The organism is Brevibacillus fortis (assembly GCF_046196545.1).
Classification (GTDB): Bacteria; Bacillota; Bacilli; order Brevibacillales; family Brevibacillaceae; genus Brevibacillus; species Brevibacillus fortis_A.
In genome coordinates this window covers 1,018,586-1,041,368 of record NZ_CP176370.1, presented here as the reverse complement: position 1 = coordinate 1,041,368, position 22,783 = coordinate 1,018,586, and the positions used below count along the sequence as shown (strand labels likewise).

Sequence of the window (22,783 nt, the reverse complement as noted above, 5' to 3'; positions counted from 1 at the left end):
TTTTACTTTATTCTTACTGCCGTTCCCTCTTGTACATTAATTTCATATTTCTCAGTTGCCAAAGGAAGGTCCTCAGTTGTGGTTAGGAGGTATATGTTTGAATCAGCAGTTGGTTCTAGCTTAATAAAGTAATTTACACTACTCCAAGTAATTCCTACCACTTCTTTTGTAGGTAGCTCTAACGGAATTCTTACTTCCTCGAGGGTATTGTTATTTTTTAAATATAAACGAGCTGTACTATTTTTCTGAAACAAATTAATAAGTTCAATACAGTATTCAAATTGATGATCTGATGTTTGCTGTATCGAATCAGTCTGTACCTTATCTGTTAACCATCCACTCGTATCTACATTTTTATAAAACTGAGGTGTCATAAAAAGCATTGCGATCATCAAAAGTGAGACACCAATGGCTTCCCACCATTTTGTTGGGCTCCACTTTTTATACAATAGATAAAAAGACAAGCCACATAATATTATGGTTGGTATACCTAGATATACAAGTAGTACTGTTGATATCAGGTCTAGATCGCGTTGAAAGTTTGCAGTCGAACCGAGTACAAACCAGATAAGACCTGATAGGTTAACGAATACAGTAATGATCCAAATTATATTAAGCCACCATTGCATTGGGCATCCCCCTCTACTCACTAATCAGGCTCGTTGGGATCATTTCCTTCTAAACAATTCTATTCATATCTAGTAGCCATTTCTTGCATGATAAATTTTTTAAACTTAGGTAATAACTTTTGCATTTTCTGATTATCGTACCATTCCACATTCTTCCAGAAATCATTATATTCCTGTAACTGCTCTGTAATTATTACTAATTTTTCTCTTGATAGTTGACTAAGCTTATATCGTTCCTGGAAAATATCATCTAGTACCTCAAAGCATATAAAAGGACTACCATTAATACTAATTCCATTACATAGATCTTTTAATACGGATATTTCCTCTATGTCATCTTTAGAAAATGAATGATCAAATACCTCCACTTTACTTCACCATCCTATTCTGTGATGTTTTTGTTGAGTGATTTGTCGGTTGTCTCCCGGTTTTATATGCTAATAGACTGTTATTGATATAAGAATAACAATTCAAGGAAAAATTGAAACCCCAGACAAGTCGTTGATTACTTGCTTGGGGTCATCATAAATAGTTCTCCTATGTTAGAGTGATCACTGAGCTCGATAATTTTTATTCAAGTGTCTCTGTAATAATGATTGTAAATGATCGATCTGACCATCGAAAACTTCCGAGTCTAAAGCGGTATGGATTATTAGTGACAATCACAAGGATTGGGAGATGCGATTGTTGCTCGTCTGGGCCGTGGCGTTACTTACCTGAAAGGGGAAGGTGGCTACACCGTGGACGACAAGAAAGTGATTTTCTGATCTTTACTCGTTTGAAAGAAACCAAGCTGAAACTGATCTAGAAGAAGTGGACGCTAATACCTTCTTGGCTGTCGGCAACATTCAGGATGTGCGTGGCGGGCAGTTTAAGAAGAAAGCGATTCATTAAGAGGAAAAAAGTGTACCCTATAGAGTTGGCGTTAAAAAACGTCTGTCTATAGGGGATTTTTGAATCCTAGTGAAACATTCCTAATATTACTTGTAGTTTTGGGGTTGAGAGTATACACAAATTACAAAAATCATTATATAAACCCCATAAGAAAGCAATGCAGCTCGGAATATAATTAGCTAGCAATCACACTTACACATAATTTTCAAAAGAATCTATTAAGTATACTTTCAATACTCTTGATTCTTCATACTCAGATTCGTTAAATTCCAAAATTCTTAACGGGTGCCTGAACTCTCTCTCTAGAGATTTTATGATATCTTGCATAGAATTACCATCATAAACATAATCAGAATAACAATATTGATCTGGCAGGTAAATTGGGGTTCCCAAAAACTTGGAGAACTCAAAACAAATCTTCCGTATTTCCGATTGAAGAAACCTATTAGTTAAAAAATCATTCCATGCAACTAAACAACTATATTCACAAAGATTTTTACCGATTATAAGTTTATGTCTATTACCAAACATTAATGTAGTAAATAAATCTTGATTTAATTTATCTAGTGGATCTTTAAGCCCCTGAGTATAACCCACATTCCAATCCACGTCAACATATCCTTTAGTTTCTGTGTCAATGTCGTTAAATAGAATTTTTTTAAAATGTACTGAACTATTTAATACGTTTTTGAAATTGAGGATATCTTCATACACTTTGAACTTATGTTCGAAAATAGCCGTAAATTCGCTCCCCATATGTTCTTTCCTTTCAATGAAATTCATAAGTACGTTTATATAATTTTATAAGTGAAAACTTGTGACGGGTATAAGTAGCGCAACTCTACCAAAGAGTGTGTACTCCTTAAATCCCGTCACTCCGACTAACTAATCTGCACTAAAGCTTATTGTTCTGAACTATCAACACTTCATCGATACTTTATCTTACTAAGTATAACTTAATCATATGATCTGCCATACGGATTTGATCCAATGTTATAGTTATATATCCCCTCCTTAGTCCAAATTTGGATCTCGGTATTATCTTTTAGTAAGATATCTCTATAGTTAGAATGGTATGTCTTGAAACCGTGGTACACTATATCGAATACATCAAACTCATTGACACCCTCGTATTTCATTGTATCAATGATGACAATACTAGCCCCTTGCCTTAAACCACTACTCATCTGACCAGACGCAGTATTGTGATTTAAATTATCCCCAGTAAGGGTTTTTAACTCTGTCAGTACTCCATCAACTAAAAAATCAGGTGATTTGGCACCTTGTAGGCCTTGGTTGTTTTTTGTATCTAATGCAAGTACATCTTTCCCCATCATCATTAAATATGCTGCTGCTGTTCTTTCCTTCATATCTGGTTTTGCACCTGAGTCTAATTTAAATGATCCCCATCTCTGTTGATTCTCGTATAAAATATCTTCCCAATCGTCGAACTCAATTCCAACATTCCCCAGAAATGCTTCTTTAGATATTTCATTCTCCCATCTTGCCTCTAATAAGTTAGCTACAGAAACATTGTTATCATATCTTAATAGAAAACCTGACCATGAGAAATCTAAACCCTTTATTTTATTTCCACTAGGATCAACAAACCTCAACGGATTATTATGCACATACGTATACCGGTTCAAGGAAAGCGGATTCTCCACTTGCCCCTTATACGCATCCTCCGAAATAAACCGCCCAACACTCGGATCGTAGTACCTAGCACGAAGATAATACAGGCCTGTTTCCGCGTCGTAAATCTCGCTCGTATACGTAAACGGATTTGCCATAGACTCCGACTTCGAAACAATATTGCCCCAAATATCGTACTCGTAGGTGTTGAGTACTTGTCCGTTCTTATCTACGATCTTTTTGACATTTCCGAGGCTGTCACCGAGGTAATAGCCACCTTGCTGCCCACCACTATGGAGCTTGCGGAATAAAATACCGTTCCCCCAGATATTTTGCGCTTTCACGTTACCGTTTTGATCTAATTCTTCAATCACATACCCATTTACATAAACATATTTCGTAGTATCCCTGTTGGATTCCTTCACAGCTCGTAATCCATCCGGATTGTACGAAAAAGAACCGCTGTCCCCATTCTGTTTCGAATAGTTTTTCAAGCGGTTGAATCCATCATAGGTAAATGTATAGCTGTCTTTTGTATGTGGCTCGGTGCCTTCTACATGCTCGCGATTGCCTCTCGTGTCATAACGATAGGTGCGCTCGCCCTGCGGATTCGACTCTGTCTCGATTCGATCAATCTGATCGTATGCATAGCGATAGGTCTTTCCGTTTTGCTGAATCTCTGTTTTGTTGCCAAATGCATCATATTGTAATTGTTCCGACCACACAGAAGAACCATTTTGCGTATGCCCTGTTGTGACGGCTTCCCCGAAGGAATTGTATTCTTTCCGAGCCTCTGTGCCATTCGGATAGCGAACGGTCTCCGTGTCACCTGTGGTGCTGCGTGTGTATTGATAGGTGATCAACCCGGAGAGCGTACTGTCCACGCTCTTGATTCTGCCTTCATAGTCGTAGGAATAGTTGACTCTCGTGCCATCTGGATACGTCAGGTAATCCATGGCATTATCGTCGTTTTCATAGCCAATTGTATAGTTTCGATTAAACGCTGTCTGGTTTTTCAAACGGCCAAAAGCATCGTAGCTATATGCGATTTCTTGCCCGTCGCTATTGGATTGTCTGGTAATCTTGCGTGTAATGGGATCATACTCGTTTGTACTTGTATAAACAGTGGTACCATCCGTTTTGCTTACACGTAACTCAGCTATTTCATAAAACGGCGTGTAGCTGTATTGATGAACATTCCCTGCCTTATCTGTGACAGAATCAATTTCACCGTTCAACTGATAGCGTATGCTTTCACTCTGATTTCCCTGTACATCGGATTCTCCCAATTTCCAGGAAAGATTATTATAGGCATACCGTCTAGTCTCCGTGCCATTTTCCGTTACCTTGACGAGGTTACCTTGAGGGTTGTAATCATAGCGATACTCTTGATTCAGTGGATCAATCAAAGACACAAGATTACCTGCTACATCATACAAGTAGTTCCAATAACGGATTTCTCCATCGTAGCCATAGACTTCTTTTGTAGAGAGCCTGCCCCACCCGTCATAGTCATACTCGATACGTCGTGTTTGACTGAGATCCTTAGCCTGCTCCACTTGTACATAACCGAATGGGTCAAGCAACTGTACGGTTTGCAGACCATTCGGATGCTGAGCGACAGCGGCTCCTTGGGGCAGATAGCTGTCGTCTGTTACGGCTGTGTTTGCATAGGAATGAGTCGTTGCTTCTCCTTGTGAATTCGTAACAGATTTCAGGCTGCCATCCGAATAGTAGTCATATTCCAGTTTGCGTTCTTCCATCCCGTTCGGGGTAGTAGAACGTACATGTCTGCCGTCAAACAAGCTTCTGCTATACTCGTTCGCAACCAGCGTTCTTGTGCCGTTGTTGCTCACTTCTTCTTGAAATTCCACATCGCCGTGAACGGTATAATACGTAACCTGTTTCAATCCATTGGGGTCTGCTTCTCCATTCGTAAATACTTCTTTGGTCACACTACGCGAAGCATCGTCGAAGGTATACGCAACTGTCTTTTTCTGTTCGTCGTGATCAAAAACTTCTTCGTTAAGGCGATCCAGATTGTCATAGAAGTAGTGAACGGTGCTGCCATCACTGAAAGTTTGTGTCTCTAGCAAATCCAGACCATTCACATACTCATAGTGAAAAACAAGATCGGTCGTCTGATTGCCTAAATCAACCTCTTTGATACCCTTTTCGATCACGTGACCATAATTGTCGTACTGATCAAATGTGGTCACCAAATAGCTATCGGCTATCGCAGGATCAGTTGTAGACGTAATCTCTTCTATTTTCGAAACCTGTTCCTCGGTGTTGTACTCCAAATTACGAATAACCGTATCTGTTCTTTCACCTGTACTAGTTGAATAGGTTCGTTCTTCGGTTTCCTGGTCAATCAGCATATCGGCATTAAAAGTGAACGAGTTGGTCTGTGCCAATGCATTGTCCGCTGATTTCTTCGTTACTTTTTCTACCGGGCGATACACTTCTGCTTCTCCCCATACGGTAAAAAGCTCGTAATTCCATTTCGTCACGATACCGCTGGCGTCAACATGCTCGGTGATATCCCCGAAGTCGTTATAGCGGAACTTCGTGATATTTGCATAATTGGGTAAAATCTCTTCGCTCGTAGAATCTATCTGCAAAGAACCGTCTGGATTTACTTGTGGGTCCATCAAGAACTCCCGAACCGCCTCGTTGGGGACACCGTCCATAAAACTGAATTGATAGAGCGGCTTTTTATCTTGATACGCATAGGTTGTATACTGGACAGGATTGTATTTGTAGGTTGTGTTACCGTCGCTGATTTGCAAATCAGGGTTGTCCCGCAGCGTTTTGGTTCGAACCCGTTTCAATAAATGGTTTCCACTGTCATCGGTGTAGAAGGTCTGCTCGACTCCGTGTGAATAGGAATCGTATTCAATCGTAGAAACAATATCACCGAAACGCTCATCTGCGTCGATCAATCGATGGGCTGACCATGTTCTTGGCTTCTTCCAAATTTCCCACGTTTTTTGCCCCGCACCATTCACCATGCTGTATTCCATGCTGTACATGACTTCTTCTTCTGTCTTCCCGTACGGAATGTAACTGAAATCAACCATGCTTACCGGATGGTAGCTGACATAGGACAAAATATTGTCGTCCTGGTAGAGTCGGACAACCCCACGGCTTTGTGCCACTTTATTTTCCTGGTAGATGGAATAGTAATAGGTCATCGCTAACCCATTGATCGGATAATGCACCGATCGCAACAACAAGTAATCCAAATTTTTGCTGCGATTTTCGTTGTCTTGGTTCAAGTAATCGTCCGACTCAAAGGCAAAGGAATCATCGCGATTGAAGGTATAATCACTAATGAGGTTAAATTCTGCCTCCCGCATTTCATACGCATAGCTGGCAATGACTTCAGCGTTTTGTTCAACGGAAAGCAACTCAGCAGACGTGCTGCGTTCAGGACTTGTATCGTTACTGTACACGACATCATAATCAATTGTTTTGATTGGCTCATCCTGATCTTTGTCAGTTTGATCTCTGTACAATTTCAGGTTTTTGATTCCACCTGCCTTGTCTCGCTCCATCACCACATAGCGCCCATACGTATCCTCAATCTCGACAACATGGTCATTTTGTTCATCCATGCGGTATCGGATCGTATCACCAAATGGGTTGCGTTTTGTTACCAAAAGCTCACTGCTGGATCGGTCAAACGTATAGCGATATCCATTCACAATTAATTCAACATCTCGTCCCACTGTTTGTTCCGTAAAAGAGATTCCCTCATAGGGATAATTCACCCATTCGTTCCCTTCTCGGATGAGGGTTGTGCCATCTTCCAGATGAAAAACATAACGAGATACGCTTCTCCCTGCTTCGTCCTCCCGAACAGCTAATTTATACTGCGTTTTCCGCTCGCCGCTCTCTGAAAAGTGACTCACTTCTTCTGTCGTAATCTCGTCGTAGTACTCAAATGTGGGGAAGTTAAAGCTCCATCCTGTCGCAAATGGGATGAACTCGTTTTTGAACAGCTTGGTTTCCCTGCGATTCTCCCACGTATCATTTCTACTATCGTATTTCAATATGGGTTCTCTCGTTTTGCTGTCGAGCTGGTTATATGCCCGTTGGATGACCAGATCCATTCCGTTCTTTCCAGACAATGCTAGGTCGGTCTCCACCAGATTCGCTGCACGATAAAACGCGTCTACGGGCTTGCCCGAGTACGTTTTCGTGTAATACTGCGCCATTTGCCCCACTGAGTACTGGACGTCTTCAGCCGCGAGCGCGATTGCCATCGATTGCTTGCTCAATTCAGCAACTTCTTCTGTTTGTGTTTTCTCAAAAGTAAAAATATCAGGAACGTGGGTCACTAATTGTTCCCGTTGACTATTCGTTACATTCTTCAGCAAATCTTGGACCACTTTATCGTTCCATGTATTTTGCTCTACCTTTTCCTTGTTGCTCAACAGCTTTCTCAGTTTCGGATAGAAGTAAGAGGCGATCTGCATCGATTTACGATCAAGCTTTTTATTCATCTCGATCACTTTATCAACAGAGAGCGGGTCCCATGATATTGCCTTCATCTCTTCTTGTGTCAACACTGGCACTTGAGCGGCATCTGTTTCCTGAGCGCTTTTGGATGGGACGCTATTGATTTTCTCAATGACCCATTCTTTGGTATCCTTCTTTGCCGACTTATCGGTTGGTGCCCCATATACCATACTTGGAAAAATCGCAGTCGTGACCAAAGCGGCTGTTACAAATGACGTTAGCCATTTCTGTAGGTTCATGTTCGTTATCCCTCCTTTAATTCACTCTTGTTTTTGTCAATACATTCCCGTTTTCATCGTAGGTGATCTCGATGATCAGAGTCCCGTTCTCATAAATCTGCGTCAGTTGATTTCGGTTATTGTAGACATATTGGACTGAACCCCCGATGGCAGTGTCGATGAAATCAAAACGAAAGGGGTTACTCGTAAGATTGGTAGAAGCACCAACTACTTTAGCGGGAGTAATGGTTACGGTTGCGTTCGATACGTCATTTGCGTTCGCATGATTCATTGCCTTGCCCGTAAATGCAATAGATAGTTGAGTATCAGTTATCCTCGTAACCTGAAGACCTAAGCCTGCAGGCAAGTTATTCACAGTGACTCCGCTAGACATGTCTTGAACGAATGCTCCATTGGCAAGTGTAACAACCTGTATCGCTGAAATGGTTCCGTCATTGAGTGAGTTTTCCTGAATAACCGGAGAGCCTACTGCAATCGTAGGACTCGCTGAAGAATCGGCACTCGCATTCAGCTTCACAAAAGAGAAATCATCACCATATGCCCAGAGCACAACATAGACAGGTTCACCAGCTGTTACATTCATCTGAATCTCGGAAAATAGTGATTCCCCATTGTCATCGTTTGTGGCAATTTGATTGGACAGATTTTCGTTAGAATAGAGCTCGAGAACGGTATCCACAACCAAATTCCCGTCTCCAAAAGGACTGGTGAAAAACTTTACATTTCCCGAAGCATCAGGCGTAAATTTGTATACATTTCTTGATAGGCCTTCCAGTGTGATGTCCAGAGGATTGTTCGTCTTTAGTTCTGGATACGATTGCGGATCGAGCTCGGCCCGAATTCGCGTGTGAAGATTTCCACCGAGAGCACTTAGTTTGACATAGTACGGTTGACCGCCAACCAAATATGGCGTTACCTCTGAGAAGCGTGTTAGGTCGGAAACATCATCGTTATCAGCGAGCAACTCTGTCAGACTCGAATCGGAATACAGCTCGATCACCGTGTCATTTTCCGGGCCAATGTCACCATATGGTCCTGTATAAATCCGATAGATTCCATCCGTTGTCGGTGTCAATTGAAAGACCTGATCGACTCCTTCAGGGAGACTGACATCGTATGGCTGAAAGACATACAACTGATCTTCTGCCAAACGTAGTTGATACGGTTCGTCGGTAGAAAAATCAAACCCATGGACGACTGGATAATACTTGCTTCCAGCCGTTGCCTGGAACGTAGCCATTTCTTCTTCGCCCTTGCCATTGGCACTGCTTGCTACTACCTCTCCTAGCTCATCAAGGACATAGACGTCGTAATCCATGGTAGAAGGAACTTGCAAGCTGACCGTTATCGGAGCATTTTTCTTGGCCTCGAACGAATAAAAGTCCTGATCGCCTGAGTACGACAGGTAACTTTCGATTGAATTCCCAGCACTGACCGGAGCAGCCTGTGAAACCTCATCATTCGGCTCGTACAGATCGACAGAAGCAGCTACAGGAACTGCTTTTGCAGCAGCGAAGGATCTCAAAGACGGACTCGTTAGTTGCTTCCGTGCCGCTTTCAATTCAGCTTGGTACTTCTCAAGCAAATCTCCTGTTCTCTTGTCTTTCCGTTTTGCGAAAAGATCGCTTCGTTCCCGATCAAATTGCTGGATAGACCGATCTGCCGCCTCCATTGGCAAAACCTTTTTGGAAGGATTGTCTCTTTCTTTTGCAATAATCGATGCGGGTTGCAACATGAGACAACAAACCAGGAAAAAAATAAGATGCTTCCTTTTCATGTGATTCCTGTACCCCTTTCTTTTGATTTTTTTAAACGATGAAACCAACCGCCAAACGCAAACAGCCACCCGGCTGATCACCGGATGGCTGCTGTCTTGCTTCGTATTGATTTCTTCGTTTGACTCTAGTATAGCCTGACTGGAACCATCTTGAGCAAAATGAACGCTCGTGTGAGGTTCTGTAAAGAAGTGTCTACCGTATGTTTCCACAACCTAAAAAATAGAGTACGATACTCGTATATCTCATGGAATAAGGGGGTTTTCTCAGTGAATCAAGCATTCTCGATAGAACGAGTTCCTTTTGAACAGAAGCACGCTCTCAAGCAACTGTTGGAGCTGTATACGTACGACTTCACTGAGTTTGAGCCTTTCGAAGTAGATGACGACGGCTTGTTTGGCTATGACTACTTTGAGAAGTATTGGGTCGAACCAGAACGCCATCCCTTTTTCATCAAAGTAAATGGTAAGCTGGCCGGGTTTATCCTCGTCCGCATGCTCACAAGCTCTGATCCAGATTTGCCATCAATCCACTCCATTGCTGAATTTTTTATCATGAAACGCTACCGTCGGCTGGGGATCGGAAAAGCGGCCTCCCATCAAATCTTCAAAATGTTCCCGGGTGCCTGGGAAGTCTTTCAATTGGAAAACAACGTACCTGCCATCGGCTTTTGGCGTGCCAGCATCCGCGATTACACAGCCAATCACTATCAAGAGCGTCAAGAGGATGGCAAAGTCATACAAACGTTCATTTCGAGACCATAGCAAAAAAGCCAAGGGACAGCACAAATCCCTTGGCTTTTTTTAGGATGACCAACTAACTGGTGGCCTCAGGACAGGAAAGGTCATCACGACAACAGTTCCGCTACCCAGCTTGCTGTCCACCGTAATCTCTCCCCTGTGAGCCAAGACGAGCTGCTTGGCAATCGCCATGCCCAGCCCCGTTCCACTGGTATTCTCTCCTGTATGCCCACCTCGGTAGTATCTTTCGAACAGATTGGCCAGTGTCGTCTCATCCATGCCCGGCCCATTGTCAGCAATTTTGACCACAAACTGATCTGCTGCAATCGACTGTACCTCTACGAGCACGTGTGTACCTGCCGGGGTATACTTGATTGCGTTTGTCAAAATGTTGACGATGATTCGGCGAAACCAGATTGGATCAACCTCGGCTGTTATCGATTGGACATTCGCCGAAAATTCGATGTCATGTAAAGAAGAACTTGGATCGTTCACCATATCCACCACAATCCTGCGAATGGTTTCTACGATCGCGACAGGCTGTTTGACCATCGGCAAAGCTTGGTTCTTGAGTCGATAGGTCAAATTCAAATCTTCAATCAGCCCGTTCATGTAGTCTGACTTTTCCCTTATCGTTTTCCCAAATTCGCTGACTTCTTTTCTGTCCCACTCATACTGTTCCGACTCCAAAAAGGTAGCATAACCGTAAATCGAGCTCAAGGGTGTCTTGAGATCATGGGAGAGCCCGGTAATCCATTCCTCTCGCGTCTGCTCAATCTCTCGCTGAAGCTTTTCATTGGAGCGCAAGGTTTCACTCAGATGCCGGAGTGCGTCAAACACATCCTTGAAAACACGAAATGACTTCTTTTCTTTCCCTCGCCAATTCCTTCCGATTGGCTTTCCTTTTTTCCCGATGGGCTCCTCATAGCGACCTTGGGCCAGTCTTTCCAGCCAATTCACCATGTGCAAAAGCGGCTTGCCTACCCGCCACGCATACCAGCTGCCTGCGAATAGAACGACCAGGATCAAAAGAATACCGATCTGAAGGAACGTTTCCTTGACCATGACATCCTCCGATGTCTCTTGGACACCTGACTGATAGGTTGGATTCGGAATGCCCACTACGTATGTCAAATCGCTATTTTTGTCATATCTGCTTGTGATATGAACAGGAACATTTTTGGCTATCTCACCATTCTGAAGAACTTCCGTCATGTCTAACTGGGCGGAAGCGTTCGGGTGATTCCATTGATGAATGAGTTTCCCCGCACGATCGTATACCAAGTACCATGCCTTTTCCCGGGAAAAGCTTTTATTCAACTCATTCCATGTCTCCTTGCTCGTTCCCGTTTTTGCTGCGATCAGGCGCTTTATCATTTCTTTTTCGGGAGCGGGTGTTCCATAAACGATGATAATGTTCTCGTCAGATTGGTTAATGACCCAATGTGTGATGTGGTAACGAGAAGCATCACGATTTTCTACATAAGCGATCCACTCCCCTGGCCCAAATTGACTGGGAACATCAGCAGGTGTCCGATAGTTGTACAGAATTTTGCCGTGCTTGTCGATGATCTGCAACCAGCCTTGATGTCTCGCCACACTCTTCTCGATTTCCGGATTGACGTGAATACGCTCTGCCTCATAATCAATCTTCAACGTCAAATCAGACGCATTCAGCCTGGACAAATCGATGGACAATTGCTCGTTCATAATCCGCCAGCCTAACCCCAGCATCGCGATAATCAGAAATAGTAGCAAGACGAGGAGAAACCCGAACAGTTGTCGGACATATTGAAAGATCAGCTTGTTCCGCAAATTCATGACTGTCTTGCCGGACTAACCAGCTTGTAGCCCAGCCCTCTCACCGTGACCAGGAGCTTTGGCTGTCCCGGATTTTCTTCTATGCGCTGGCGCAGCTTGTGAATGTGCACCATGACTGTATTTTCATCAAACATCCCGTATTCGTCTTTCCATACATGATCGTAAATTTGTTCTTTCGTAAATACCCGGTTCGGATTCTGGCAGAAAAAGACGAGCAAGGAAAATACTTGCGCCGGGCAGTCCACTCTCTCTCCGTTCACGAACAGCTCAGCTGCCTCCACATTTACTTGAAAACGTCCAAAATCAAAGCGTTTTTCTTCCTGCGATGGAGCAGTTCCCCCCAAGGTTCTGCGCAGATGAGCCTTCATCCGGGCAACGACCTCTAGTGGATGAAACGGCTTCGTTATGTAATCATCCGCTCCATAAGCAAATCCGCTTAATTTATCAAAATCCGTGCCCTTGGCTGTCAGAAAAAAGATCGGTGCCTTCGTTCGCTGACGCACTGCTCCGCACAGCTCAAATCCATTTTTATCAGGCAGCATGACATCCAGAATCAACAAGTCGTATGTCTTCTCCTCCACGAGACGAATCGCCTCTGCTGCTGTCGTACATGTATCGATCTGGGCAAAGCCTTCCTTTTTCAGCACTGTTTGGAGCATCTGCAAAATCGCTTCTTCATCATCTACCAGCAAGATTCTTGCTTCTTTCTCCATGTCCGTTCCCTCCCTTGCTGTCATTCATTCTACCATGAGAAACGATGCCAACAAAAAAGATAAGGAAATGGTAAGGTAGCGTTTTAGTAGGGGAAAGGTCTGGCCTTTATCATGAAGGAGAAAGGAGCGGATTTACCTATGTGGGCTATTTGCCAACACGAATTTTTTCGTTTGTTTAAAAGTATCAAATCGTTAATTACCGTTGCCTTTATCGTCGGCATCTCGTACTTGGTTTCTGACCTCGTCAATCAGGCAGCAAGCTTTCTCCCACAACAGGAGCTGGCGCAGGGACATGCGCTTGGTATCTTTGCACTCATCATGCTGTTCGGGCCCTTGTTTGTATTCAGCCTGTCTCATGATGTCATAAATCGTGAGCTAGCAGGCAGGACGATTCGCTTTCTCGTTACCCGGACTTCACGCAATCAGATCATTTTAGGAAAATTTCTCGGAGTCGCGTTCTTCTGGCTAACCTGCATGATTATTACGTTTGGCGTAGTTTTCGCCACCGTGCAAACGTTTGACGCCAAGACCTTTTACCTCTGCGTATCCCTGCTTATCTATTGCATCTCGCTGGCACTGCTGCTCTCGCTCGTGATACCTCGCCCCAGCTACACGATGTTTTTGGGAATTGTGATCGCACTGATCATGCCAGGTCTCGGACTGTGGAGCACCTTCTCCAGTCACCCAGCAGCACCATGGATTAAATATTTGACACCCTTTTCCTTTATGGAAAAAAGCGGCGCCTGGACCGGCTTTATTTGGCTCTATGCAGCAGCATTCCTGATCGCTTCTATGTACTTATTCCGACGGAGGGATTGTTAATGGCAATGATCGAGACCACACAGTTGAACAAGCGCTTTGGCAATCGCACGGTCGTGAATGACGTCAGTCTTACTGTGCACAGCGGGGAGATTTTCGGTTTCCTCGGTCGAAACGGCGCGGGAAAATCGACCTTTATCAATATGCTGACAGGCATTCTGATTCCGACAGCGGGCACCATTCGTATGTTTGGAGAGGATGCTCATACAGAGGGATGGAAAAAACGAATTGGCGTACTGCCTGATTACTCCACCTTCTACGACCATTTATCTCCTGCGGAGCACCTGCACTATTTCGCTCAGGTAAAAGGCGTCACACTGACAAAGGAAGAATGTATGCGCATCCTGACAGACGTTGAGCTTGAGGAGCATGCATCCCGCAAAGCCAAAACCTTTTCCTTCGGGATGAAAAAGAAGCTGGGTATTGCCCAAGCATTAGTCGGAGACCCGGAGCTCATCTTCCTTGATGAACCTACTTCTGGCGTAGACGTTGAATCAGCCCTGCATATTCAAAATTTGCTGCGCAAGCTCCATCAACAAGGAAAAACGATCTTCATGACCTCGCACAATTTGAATGAAGTCGAGAAAATCTGTACCCGCATCGCCATCATGAAAAGCGGAAAAATCAGTTCACTCGGCACTCTCGATGAACTGCAAGCTGCCCATCAGGCATGGCGATCTGTACATGTGCGTCACTCGGCTTTTGCTACCGAGGATTCTGGAAATCTGCGCACCTTTATTGAGTCCCTCGGGCGCAATACGATTTGGGAAGACGGGCGTCTCTCTATCCAGGTCGATGATGATCAAAAAGTGGCAACCCTCGTTCGTGCTCTCGTTCAGGCACGTGTGGATATTTATGGCGTGAACGTTGAAGTCCCTTCGCTCGAACGAATCTTTATGGGGGAAGAGTCTCATGATGCTTAATCTCGTTTTTGCCCTGCTTCTATCCGGGATGCTACTTTTCAACATCGCTATAGGAAAAAGCGTGACCACCGGAAGTATGTCAATCACGATTGGCCTGATTGTCCTCAATCTCATCTTTTTCATCACAAAGTACAGGAAGAGTCAGCATGAAAAAATGAAAGATCAGGTTAGTAGGTACCAATGATAATCGCAGTACGCAAAAAGTGAGGAACAAAAGAAGCAAGAAAATATATAGAAAAAAGCAGCTTGATTGCCACCGAAAACAGCCTGCAAGTTATGCGGCTATTGGGCAACGGGCTGCTTTTTTCTACAAGATTGCGAGAAGCTGATCCAGTCTTTCAATGACAGCTAGTGGCTGATGCTCGGAAGTAGGCTTCTTCCCTCGTGGATTGATCCAAACAGCTGAAAAGCCTGCGTCCATCGCGCCTGCTACATCTGCCTCCCACGTATCTCCGACGAACAGCACCTGCTTGCTCTCAACACCGAGCTTTTCACGAACATGTTCATATATGCGCAGATCAGGCTTATGATGTCCGATGATTTCAGAGAGAAACACCCGCTTCCGAGGAAAATACGCAGATAATCCCAACCGTTCCAGCTTGATAAAAGCCATATCGACAGGTCCATTGGTGACAATGCCTAATGTATACTCTTCTGCCAACGTCGCAATGGTGGATTGAACAGTGGCATCTGGCTGGACTGCATCCATACATGCCGCCTGATAGGCGCGTTGAAAATCGTCGACCTGCTCCCCTTCAATCTGTCGGTTACAATCAGCCATGGCTCGCTGAAAACGCAACCTTCTGTATTGCGTAAAATCGTAGCGTTTGGCAATAACATCGGCCCACAAATCATCTCCGTGGCGCCGCAGAGCCTCAAGGAATTTCTCTTGGTCTAGTTCTGCTGTAAGTGCATGGGTCGCAATCGTCTGCTGCATCCCTTTCTCCCAGCAAGCTGAAAAATCGAAGAGAGTGTCGTCGAGATCAAATAGGATTGTTGTAAATTTGGACATGGCTGAGTTGCTTCCCCTTCCTTTTTCTTGCTGTTTCATTGTGCATATGACTCTGTCTTTTGTTATGATCATTGTAACGGAAAAAGGAGGTGGAAACATGTCAAACGAAAAACTTGATATTTTGATAGAGGGTATGAATGAGTTGCGTTTGGTTGCTCATGCTCTTATGGATCGGCAGTACGAATTGGATGCCAAGATGGAAGCTATGACTATGGACGTTCACCAGTTAAAAGCAGATGTTGCCGAACTGAAACAGGATGTCGCCATGTTGAAGCAGGATGTTGCTGAGTTAAAGGAAGGTCAGGATCGTCATGAACGTATCTTGGAGACATTAGCGTTGCGTGCTCTTGAATGGAATAATTTCCGCCTCGATTTCATTCGCAAATCATCCTGAAGCCTTTAGTTTTTAGGCAATTCCACAAGCAGTGTCTCTTTCAACTCAACTGGCAAAGAAATAGATTGGCGTGTGTTCGCATCGATCATGACCATTGTCACATCGGCGTCCGCCACTAATACATCTGCAGCGTTGTACAGCTCCTGGCGGATGACGAAGCTTTTTTCACCCACCTTGACCACTGTAGTAATCGCCGTTACCTCTTCACGCATCTTCAACTCTTTTCGGTAGTTAATGTTTATATTGACCACTACCGGCATGATGGCCCGTCGCCTCAATTCATCCAGCGTAAATCCTTGCTCCCATATCCACTCAAAACGCGCCCACTCCATGTACTCTAAATACTTAGCATTGTTCACATGTCCGATTACGTCAATATCAGTAGAACGCACAGTTAGATGATAGCGATGAGCCATTTCCTTCTCACTCCTTGTTTTTCTTCAGTATAACGAATTCAGGTAGCTGAGTGAACATTCATTCAAAATTTTCCGAATGATCATGCTGTTCTTTCCTGATCTTTTTCCTATAATAAAAATAAACACCAGAAAGGAAGATTGGATGTTCGAACAAGAACTATTGCCGACCTTGCAAACAGCTCGCTCCCGGTATCAGGATGCACTCGTCCATTTGAATGAAGCCGAGCTTGGCTGGAAGCTGGCTCCGGGCTCCAATTCCATCGGATTTTTGATACATCACATCGCCGAAGTCGAATATCGATTCTGTATGATGTTTTTCGGCAGAGCAATCCCGTCCGAAATCACCCTCACTACAATTGGACCTGTAAAGGATGAAGGAAACTTTACCGACTTGTCTGCCTTGCTTGCTTTCAAAGATGCTGCCTACCATCACTTGCTGGATTCTCTGGCTACCCTGCCAAAAGACGCGTGGGACATCCCCTGTGAAGCACCGATCGCCACACTGACTCCCCGTCAGGCACTTGGTCGTCTGATCTATCATATGGGCTACCACGGCGGGCAAATTGGACTTATCCGCAAGTACGGAGGACCTCAATGAGTCTCATTCTGACAGGTGAGCGGCTCATCATTCGCGAATTACTGCGCGAGGACCTGTCCCACTTACTCGCCACCTACAACAGTAATCCAGATTACAATCAGCTTCGAAACGGCACGAGCACAGTAAGTCTTGCTGAACTGGAAGCCGAATATGACGCCACCATAAGCATACCTTCCGGGCATTGGCTCACTATTACACGGGAAGGTACGATCATCGGAGTCATCCATATCGTCTTCTCCAGTGAAAGCGATCCAAAAAGCTGGATTAGTCTCTTGCTTCTGCATGCCGATTACCAGCAGCAGGGCTTTGGAAAAGAGGCAGTGGCACTCATCGAAGACTACTGCCTCCAACATGGCAGTCAGCATGTTCATCACGGTGTCATTGCGCATAATGAACCCGCTCTTCTTTTCTGGGGACGGCTTGGCTATGAGCAGTATCGTCAGGTGGAGGCACCAGTCGGTCGTCTGACACAACCGGTGCTGCTGGTAGCCAAGTGGCTAACCCCTACAAAGTAAGGAGGTGAAATATATGAACCGTCGCCTTTTTGAAAATGATGTGCCCACCCTCCTCTCCTAGTCGGTGAGGAAGCGGTTCTCTTACTGCCTCCCGGCTACGGAATAACGCTCGAATGATTCATTCATTATTCCGGGAGGGACTTGTTATGTCACAATCACAATGGAAGCAAATGTTTTTGGGAGCTGTCTGCCTGACGCTTGCCGCAGCGATCTGGGGCGGTGTTTATGTAGTCAGCAAGGTCGTGTTGGAAGTGATTCCACCGTTCACGCTATTGATTTTGCGCTTTTGCATTGCTTTAGTCGTGTTGGGGGCATTTACCGTTGCTCGCAAGGAGCATGTCGCAAAAAAAGATTATCCTCTGCTGATGGCCATCGCCTTCGTCGGGGTCACGATCTCAATTGCCGCGCAATTTCTTGGTACCAAGCTGTCTACTGCCCACATGGGTGCATTGATTACCTCCGCATCACCTGCCTTTATTGCCATTTTTGCGGTCTGGCTATTAAAAGAGCGCATCCATCTGAAGCAGGCAGCGGGGATTTTGATAGCGACGATTGGTGTGATCATCGTCATCGGTGTTCCAGATCAAGCTGACGCCCAGTCCTCCCTGGCAGGCAACCTGATTTTGTTCGTAGCAGCGATTAGCTGGGGATTGTATACCGTTCTTAGCAAAAAGGCAACGCAGCGCTATTCGTCCCTGCTAGTCACTACCTACGTAGCATTATTTGGCATTATCTTTACGAGTCCGCTCATGTTTTGGGAGCTGTCTGTCACGCCTGTCTCCTGGCAATTTGGTTGGGACATCTGGGCAGGCGTCCTCTATATCGGGATGATTTCTACCGCAGGTGCTTTTTATTTGTGGAACAAGGGCTTCGAGCTAATGCCCGCAGGGAGTGGGGCCGGATTCTTTTTTGTTCAGCCCATTGTCGGTGCATTTTTAGGCTGGCTGTTGCTGCATGAGCATTTGGGTGTCGGCTTTTTCGCTGGTGGCGCATTTATTTTCCTCGGCGTCGCCTTGTCGACTCTTCGTACACGTGAATCGGCCAAAAACAAACGTGAATCGATGGAGGAACATCCTCTACCCCAATACAACGAGAAGCAAGGCTAAAAATCATGTATGCTTACATGCTACGAGGACTTCCCATTTGTTGGGAAGCCCTCGTTTTCTTATGCTATGGACGAAAATATTGCCGGACGCTTCCTTTTTCGAAAGACAGCTCCACTTCAGCAAAAGCTCCATTAATAAACGTGATTTGTGGCGGCATATGCCCACAATCTACATCGTAGAGGACAGGGACTTGCAGCTCGGCAGCCAGCTCCTGATAGACATCTTCTACGGTGTAGCCTTCGACCGCCTGATTCGCTGGACTGCGCCCAAACATGATCCCCGCACAATGATCGAACCATCCGGCCAGCTTCATTTGTACCAATGATCTGCGCAGATCAGTCGTAGAAAGCTCACAGTTTTCCAAATACCAGATGATCGCTTCATTCCCGATTTGTTCTTTTTGAAACATTTGTACATCCCCATACGGTGTGCCGATCACATGCCGAATGATATCGATACAGCCGCCAAGTAGCCGTCCCTGCATGTTTACGTGGGGAGTAGTCTCTGTCGTTTTCCATACAGTCTGTTCCGTCAGGTGAAAGATATGCGGCGAAGGATTCGTATGCTGCCATTCCTTTTGATACATCGGGGAAGAGTACTGCAAGACCGACTCGCCCTTTTGTGTTGATAGAACCGTTTCCCACATGGCGGTCGTCTCATCCATATCTGCTCCGCGCAAATCCACCAGATTCGTCCCATGGGCCGTAGCCATCCCCGTTTTTAATGTAATCGCAAACAACAGCACACTCACATCTGAATAGCCTAACACCCATTTTGGTTGCATGGCATGAAAATCAAGTTTGTCTAAAATCTCAATCAGCAGCTCGCCACCCCAGGGAGGGATGATGATATCGACGTTTTCATCTTGCATCAGGGAGTTGAATTCGGCTGCGCGGTTTGTGGCAGGAGCTGACTTGGCTTTTTCCTGCGTCCAAACTGTATCTTTGCAAACGATGGAATACCCTCTGGTCTCCATACGACTGCATGCCAGCCTGATTAGTTCATGCAAATACTCTGGTACACCAGATGATGGCGCGGTTACACCTATAGTTGCGCCCTTTTTCAATGATGGATACGTGATCATGCTTCTCCCTCCCGCTTGCTATGGTTGATTTTGGATAATCATACCATGAAATTGAACAAAAAAAAGACGGCCTATAGCCGTCATCAAGGTATATAAAACGGGAGGGAAGTAGAGGAGTTCAAACGAACGTGTTTCCAGTTCGTGAATGATTACTTCTTGCTGGCGTCAGTCGTTGTAGACTGTCCAGTGGAACCGCTGCTTTCGGTTCCCGTAGCACCAGGCGATCCAGTGCTGGTACCTGCATCAGTTTTGGCATCTGTCGCAGGTGCTTCCGTAGACGAACCTGTGCCCGTCGATGCATCAGAGCTGTCCGCAGAAGCGTCCGTTGTAGACTGATCTTGCGAAACCGAGCTATCGGTCGATTGTCCGCTATCAGAAGTGGAGGACCCCGGAGCGGTTTCGCTTGTCGTGCCCTCTGGTTGTGTCGCCGGTTCAGGTGTACCTGTTGTGTCAGAGCAGGCAACCAAGCTGCCAGACAGGAGTAATGCGACAGTTGCAATGGAGAACCATTTTTTGTTCATGTTCATTCCCCTTTCTTTCATTCCTTGGCTTCGTGACCTTCTCGCTGTCACACCTATATCGTAACGGACAAAGATAACCATTCTGTAAGGAAAGTAGGAAAAAACGATGATCAAAATATGAAAAAAGTATGACCACGATCATTTGATCAGACCATGATCTAGTTCTCCGGCTTAATCCTTGGAAGCCATATCGTAAAAGTACTGCCCTTCCCAGGCGTGCTCTCCACTCTGTATTTGCCATCATGGAGCTCTACCAGCTCTTTTACAATCGCGAGTCCAAGCCCTGTCCCTTTATTGTTCTTGGAACGTCCCCGATCCACTTTGAAAAAACGTTCCCAGATGCGGTCCAGATCATCTGCTGCAATCCCCATCCCTGTATCGATCACTTGAATCTGTACGTATTCCTCTTCCAGCGAAGCACGCATGCGAATTTCACCTGCAGCCGTAAACTTGAGCGCATTCTTCACCAGATTTTTCAGAATTTGCGCAATCCGGTCCTTGTCGGCATAAATTCTCGGCAACTCTTCCTCTACCTCTACTTCCATGCGAAGCCCTTTTTCCTCTGCTTCTTGATGGAAGGAAAAAGCAACCCGATTCATGACATCTGCCACATCGACGGGGAACTTGGCCAAATTTACCTCGTTGTTCTCCAACTTCATCAAGTCCATCAGGTCATCCACCAAGCGATTCACTTGCATTGTTTCGGTGTACATCACAGCGTAATACTTCTGTCGCGCCTCTTCTTCCTCTACCAAGCCGTCTTGCAACGCCTCGAGAAAACCTTGGATCGCGGTGAGAGGCGTACGCAATTCATGGGAGACATTCGCCAAAAAATCATTCCGCACTTGCTCCAGATGATGACGCTCCTGCTCTACCTTCTCCAGCTTCTGTGCCATCGTATTGATCGTTTGCGCCAAGTCGCTGATCTCGTCAGACGTATCGACCTGGACGCGCTCTGCATAATTCCCGCGACCAATTTCAGCCGCTGTTCTCTCAATGGTTCGCAATGGGCGGGAGATTGACCATGACAAATAAGAAACCATGATCGTAGAAAGAAGCACCCCAAACAATGTCGCCCACAGAATCGACTCGCGCATTTGACCAAAGGTTTTCTCAATTCCTTCAATCGGCGCGTGCAAAATAATTCCGCCATAGACGTTTTCGCCCTCGCCCCACGGGACGGAGACTGACAACATTGGGTCATCCAGACCTTCGATTTGCAGCTCGGTTACCGCGCTTTTTCCGTTTAGCACGTTACCCGCGATGGAAACTGCCACGGACTTGCCCGTGAGCATCTCATCCTTCATCGAAGTCGCAACGATTTTTCCTTCCGTATCAAATAACCAGATGCGGGTATCAAATGACTCGTCCAGCATCGCCAGCTTGTCCAAGAGCTGTTTGTTTACTTCATTGCTGTTATGGATAGCCGCATTCACTTTTTTGGCCATCCGCAAAAGCTCTTCTTCTTTAGCGTTGTAAATATACTCTTTCGTAAAAAAAGAGAGAACGATCCCTGTAATCCCTAGCCCCACCAAAACGGTAGCCAAAAAACTGACCAGCAGTCTGCGGTAGATACTTTTCGACATGCCTAGCATTAGTTATCCACCCCAAACTTGTAGCCGATCCCCCAAACCGTTTGAATGCATTCATAAGGGAGCTTGTCTAAACGCTGTCTGATCTTTTTAATATGAACATCGATCGTTCGAACATCGCCAAAATAATCAAAGCCCCACACTTGTTCCAACAATTGCTCCCGCGACCATACACTTCCCGGCGATTTGACGAGTTGAACAAGCAGGTCAAACTCCTTCGGGCGAAAGCTCACTTTTTCCCCGGCAACGATCACTTCCCGTTTATCCAGATCGATCGTCAATTGATCAAAAGCAAAGGTCCGAAGCACTGCCTCATCTTCTACTTTTGGCTTTGGCTGCAATCTGCGCATAATCGCGCGGATACGAGCAACGATCTCACGTGGACTAAACGGCTTCGTCACGTAATCATCCGCTCCGAGCTCCAAGCCGAGAACACGGTCAAACTCCTCGTCCTTTGCCGTCAGCATAATAATCGGCGTATCCCACTTCTTGCGGATTTCCCGGCATGCTTCAAAGCCGTCCAACTGCGGCATCATGACATCGAGAATGACCACATCCGGCTGTTCCTTTTCCATCATCTCAAGAGCTTCTCGTCCATCTGTTGCTGCGATGAGCTCGATTTGTTGTTTTTCAAAATAAAGGCGAATAATTTCGCGTACGTTTGGATCGTCATCGGCAACCAAGACTTTCATCGTGGACATAGCCAATAACCTCCCTTCTTTCAAAACGACATAGAATGAAACATGCCGTTCAGACAATTTACGTTTTTCCATGGTAACATAGATCACCCGTGTTGTGGACGGATAGAAGTCCTATCCGGCTGGTAAAAG

At 45.3% G+C, this 22,783-nt stretch carries 20 protein-coding genes and 1 pseudogene; 8 read left to right on the top strand and 13 right to left on the bottom strand.

What is annotated here, in order from left to right:
• Positions 1–2: 2 nt before the first annotated feature.
• Positions 3–629 carry a hypothetical protein gene (locus ACKKE8_RS05470; RefSeq protein ID WP_409177280.1) on the bottom strand — a complete coding sequence of 209 codons (627 nt, stop codon included), beginning with the start codon at positions 627–629 and terminating at the stop codon, positions 3–5.
• A gap of 59 nt (positions 630–688) precedes the next feature.
• Entirely contained in the window at positions 689–997 is a 309-nt protein-coding gene (locus ACKKE8_RS05465) for a hypothetical protein (RefSeq protein ID WP_409177279.1), read from the bottom strand.
• A 234-nt stretch (positions 998–1,231) separates the two neighbouring features.
• Here ACKKE8_RS05465 and ACKKE8_RS05460 point away from each other — a divergent pair.
• Positions 1,232–1,523, top strand: a pseudogene (locus ACKKE8_RS05460) (DUF2179 domain-containing protein); the annotation flags it as partial.
• Between the two features lie 192 nt (positions 1,524–1,715).
• On the opposite strand, the gene ACKKE8_RS05455 reads toward ACKKE8_RS05460, so the two are convergent.
• The 3 genes from ACKKE8_RS05455 to ACKKE8_RS05445 all read right to left on the bottom strand — a co-directional run bounded on the left by ACKKE8_RS05455 (position 1,716) and on the right by ACKKE8_RS05445 (position 9,659).
• Positions 1,716–2,279 carry a hypothetical protein gene (locus ACKKE8_RS05455; protein ID WP_409177278.1) on the bottom strand — a complete coding sequence of 188 codons (564 nt, stop codon included), beginning with the start codon at positions 2,277–2,279 and terminating at the stop codon, positions 1,716–1,718.
• A gap of 200 nt (positions 2,280–2,479) precedes the next feature.
• On the bottom strand, positions 2,480–7,924 hold the full coding sequence (locus tag ACKKE8_RS05450; protein ID WP_409177277.1) for an RHS repeat-associated core domain-containing protein: 5,445 nt from the start codon (positions 7,922–7,924) through the stop codon (positions 2,480–2,482).
• Between the two features lie 16 nt (positions 7,925–7,940).
• On the bottom strand, positions 7,941–9,659 hold the full coding sequence (locus ACKKE8_RS05445) for a hypothetical protein (RefSeq protein WP_409177276.1): 1,719 nt from the start codon (positions 9,657–9,659) through the stop codon (positions 7,941–7,943).
• 309 nt (positions 9,660–9,968) lie between these two features.
• On the opposite strand from ACKKE8_RS05445, the gene ACKKE8_RS05440 reads away from it, so the two are divergent.
• The gene (locus ACKKE8_RS05440) at positions 9,969–10,463 is read left to right on the top strand and encodes a GNAT family N-acetyltransferase (RefSeq protein WP_409177275.1); all 495 of its coding nucleotides are present in this window, start codon (positions 9,969–9,971) and stop codon (positions 10,461–10,463) included.
• Between the two features lie 39 nt (positions 10,464–10,502).
• Here ACKKE8_RS05440 and ACKKE8_RS05435 read toward each other — a convergent pair whose 3' ends face one another.
• Both ACKKE8_RS05435 and ACKKE8_RS05430 read right to left on the bottom strand, forming a co-directional pair.
• On the bottom strand, positions 10,503–12,260 hold the full coding sequence (locus tag ACKKE8_RS05435; protein WP_409177274.1) for a sensor histidine kinase: 1,758 nt from the start codon (positions 12,258–12,260) through the stop codon (positions 10,503–10,505).
• Positions 12,257–12,973, bottom strand: coding sequence for a response regulator transcription factor (locus ACKKE8_RS05430; RefSeq protein WP_409177273.1), 717 nt, complete (start codon positions 12,971–12,973; stop codon positions 12,257–12,259). Before ACKKE8_RS05430 ends, ACKKE8_RS05435 begins: the two co-directional genes overlap by 4 nt.
• A 138-nt stretch (positions 12,974–13,111) precedes the next feature.
• Between ACKKE8_RS05430 and ACKKE8_RS05425 the strand changes: the two genes are divergently transcribed.
• Both ACKKE8_RS05425 and ACKKE8_RS05420 read left to right on the top strand, forming a co-directional pair.
• Entirely contained in the window at positions 13,112–13,795 is a 684-nt protein-coding gene (locus ACKKE8_RS05425) for an ABC transporter permease (RefSeq protein ID WP_409177272.1), read from the top strand.
• On the top strand, positions 13,795–14,715 hold the full coding sequence (locus ACKKE8_RS05420; protein ID WP_409177271.1) for an ATP-binding cassette domain-containing protein: 921 nt from the start codon (positions 13,795–13,797) through the stop codon (positions 14,713–14,715). Before ACKKE8_RS05425 ends, ACKKE8_RS05420 begins: the two co-directional genes overlap by 1 nt.
• A gap of 307 nt (positions 14,716–15,022) precedes the next feature.
• Here the strand turns inward: ACKKE8_RS05420 and ACKKE8_RS05415 are convergent, their stop codons facing one another.
• Positions 15,023–15,727, bottom strand: a complete 705-nt coding sequence (locus tag ACKKE8_RS05415; protein WP_409177270.1) for an HAD family hydrolase — start codon at positions 15,725–15,727, stop codon at positions 15,023–15,025.
• A 97-nt stretch (positions 15,728–15,824) separates the two neighbouring features.
• Here ACKKE8_RS05415 and ACKKE8_RS05410 point away from each other — a divergent pair, with 97 nt between their 5' ends.
• Positions 15,825–16,121, top strand: a complete 297-nt coding sequence (locus tag ACKKE8_RS05410) for a hypothetical protein (protein WP_409177269.1) — start codon at positions 15,825–15,827, stop codon at positions 16,119–16,121.
• A gap of 5 nt (positions 16,122–16,126) precedes the next feature.
• Here the strand turns inward: ACKKE8_RS05410 and ACKKE8_RS05405 are convergent, their stop codons facing one another.
• Positions 16,127–16,537 (bottom strand): acyl-CoA thioesterase, encoded by a 411-nt coding sequence (locus ACKKE8_RS05405; RefSeq protein ID WP_409177268.1) that lies wholly within the window; start codon positions 16,535–16,537, stop codon positions 16,127–16,129.
• A gap of 142 nt (positions 16,538–16,679) precedes the next feature.
• Here ACKKE8_RS05405 and ACKKE8_RS05400 point away from each other — a divergent pair, with 142 nt between their 5' ends.
• From ACKKE8_RS05400 to ACKKE8_RS05390, 3 genes are all read left to right on the top strand, one after another.
• Positions 16,680–17,135: a DinB family protein gene (locus tag ACKKE8_RS05400; protein WP_409177267.1), complete on the top strand. Its 456-nt coding sequence runs from the start codon at positions 16,680–16,682 to the stop codon at positions 17,133–17,135.
• The gene (locus ACKKE8_RS05395; RefSeq protein ID WP_409177266.1) at positions 17,132–17,650 is read left to right on the top strand and encodes a GNAT family N-acetyltransferase; all 519 of its coding nucleotides are present in this window, start codon (positions 17,132–17,134) and stop codon (positions 17,648–17,650) included. Before ACKKE8_RS05400 ends, ACKKE8_RS05395 begins: the two co-directional genes overlap by 4 nt.
• 146 nt (positions 17,651–17,796) lie before the next feature.
• The gene (locus ACKKE8_RS05390; RefSeq protein ID WP_409177265.1) at positions 17,797–18,756 is read left to right on the top strand and encodes a DMT family transporter; all 960 of its coding nucleotides are present in this window, start codon (positions 17,797–17,799) and stop codon (positions 18,754–18,756) included.
• A 64-nt stretch (positions 18,757–18,820) separates the two neighbouring features.
• Here the strand turns inward: ACKKE8_RS05390 and ACKKE8_RS05385 are convergent, their stop codons facing one another.
• The 4 genes from ACKKE8_RS05385 to ACKKE8_RS05370 form a co-directional block, all read right to left on the bottom strand.
• The gene (locus ACKKE8_RS05385) at positions 18,821–19,840 is read right to left on the bottom strand and encodes a S66 peptidase family protein (RefSeq protein WP_409177264.1); all 1,020 of its coding nucleotides are present in this window, start codon (positions 19,838–19,840) and stop codon (positions 18,821–18,823) included.
• A gap of 149 nt (positions 19,841–19,989) precedes the next feature.
• Positions 19,990–20,361 (bottom strand): hypothetical protein, encoded by a 372-nt coding sequence (locus ACKKE8_RS05380; protein WP_409177263.1) that lies wholly within the window; start codon positions 20,359–20,361, stop codon positions 19,990–19,992.
• A gap of 158 nt (positions 20,362–20,519) precedes the next feature.
• Positions 20,520–21,956, bottom strand: coding sequence for an ATP-binding protein (locus ACKKE8_RS05375; RefSeq protein ID WP_409177262.1), 1,437 nt, complete (start codon positions 21,954–21,956; stop codon positions 20,520–20,522).
• Entirely contained in the window at positions 21,956–22,654 is a 699-nt protein-coding gene (locus ACKKE8_RS05370; RefSeq protein ID WP_007722748.1) for a response regulator transcription factor, read from the bottom strand. Before ACKKE8_RS05370 ends, ACKKE8_RS05375 begins: the two co-directional genes overlap by 1 nt.
• Positions 22,655–22,783: the final 129 nt, after the last annotated feature.

Bases quoted from the DNA above. Each gene is read 5' to 3' on its own strand.
- ACKKE8_RS05470 (WP_409177280.1), bottom strand. From the start codon at position 629: ATGCAATGGTGGCTTAATATAATTTGGATCATTACTGTATTCGTTAAC.
- ACKKE8_RS05455 (WP_409177278.1), bottom strand. From the start codon at position 2,279: ATGGGGAGCGAATTTACGGCTATTTTCGAACATAAGTTCAAAGTGTAT.
- ACKKE8_RS05450 (WP_409177277.1), bottom strand. From the start codon at position 7,924: ATGAACCTACAGAAATGGCTAACGTCATTTGTAACAGCCGCTTTGGTC.
- ACKKE8_RS05445 (WP_409177276.1), bottom strand. From the start codon at position 9,659: ATGTTGCAACCCGCATCGATTATTGCAAAAGAAAGAGACAATCCTTCC.
- ACKKE8_RS05435 (WP_409177274.1), bottom strand. From the start codon at position 12,260: ATGAATTTGCGGAACAAGCTGATCTTTCAATATGTCCGACAACTGTTC.
- ACKKE8_RS05430 (WP_409177273.1), bottom strand. From the start codon at position 12,973: ATGGAGAAAGAAGCAAGAATCTTGCTGGTAGATGATGAAGAAGCGATT.
- ACKKE8_RS05425 (WP_409177272.1), top strand. From the start codon at position 13,112: ATGTGGGCTATTTGCCAACACGAATTTTTTCGTTTGTTTAAAAGTATC.
- ACKKE8_RS05420 (WP_409177271.1), top strand. From the start codon at position 13,795: ATGGCAATGATCGAGACCACACAGTTGAACAAGCGCTTTGGCAATCGC.
- ACKKE8_RS05415 (WP_409177270.1), bottom strand. From the start codon at position 15,727: ATGTCCAAATTTACAACAATCCTATTTGATCTCGACGACACTCTCTTC.
- ACKKE8_RS05410 (WP_409177269.1), top strand. From the start codon at position 15,825: ATGTCAAACGAAAAACTTGATATTTTGATAGAGGGTATGAATGAGTTG.
- ACKKE8_RS05405 (WP_409177268.1), bottom strand. From the start codon at position 16,537: ATGGCTCATCGCTATCATCTAACTGTGCGTTCTACTGATATTGACGTA.
- ACKKE8_RS05400 (WP_409177267.1), top strand. From the start codon at position 16,680: ATGTTCGAACAAGAACTATTGCCGACCTTGCAAACAGCTCGCTCCCGG.
- ACKKE8_RS05395 (WP_409177266.1), top strand. From the start codon at position 17,132: ATGAGTCTCATTCTGACAGGTGAGCGGCTCATCATTCGCGAATTACTG.
- ACKKE8_RS05390 (WP_409177265.1), top strand. From the start codon at position 17,797: ATGTCACAATCACAATGGAAGCAAATGTTTTTGGGAGCTGTCTGCCTG.
- ACKKE8_RS05385 (WP_409177264.1), bottom strand. From the start codon at position 19,840: ATGATCACGTATCCATCATTGAAAAAGGGCGCAACTATAGGTGTAACC.
- ACKKE8_RS05380 (WP_409177263.1), bottom strand. From the start codon at position 20,361: ATGAACAAAAAATGGTTCTCCATTGCAACTGTCGCATTACTCCTGTCT.
- ACKKE8_RS05375 (WP_409177262.1), bottom strand. From the start codon at position 21,956: ATGCTAGGCATGTCGAAAAGTATCTACCGCAGACTGCTGGTCAGTTTT.
- ACKKE8_RS05370 (WP_007722748.1), bottom strand. From the start codon at position 22,654: ATGTCCACGATGAAAGTCTTGGTTGCCGATGACGATCCAAACGTACGC.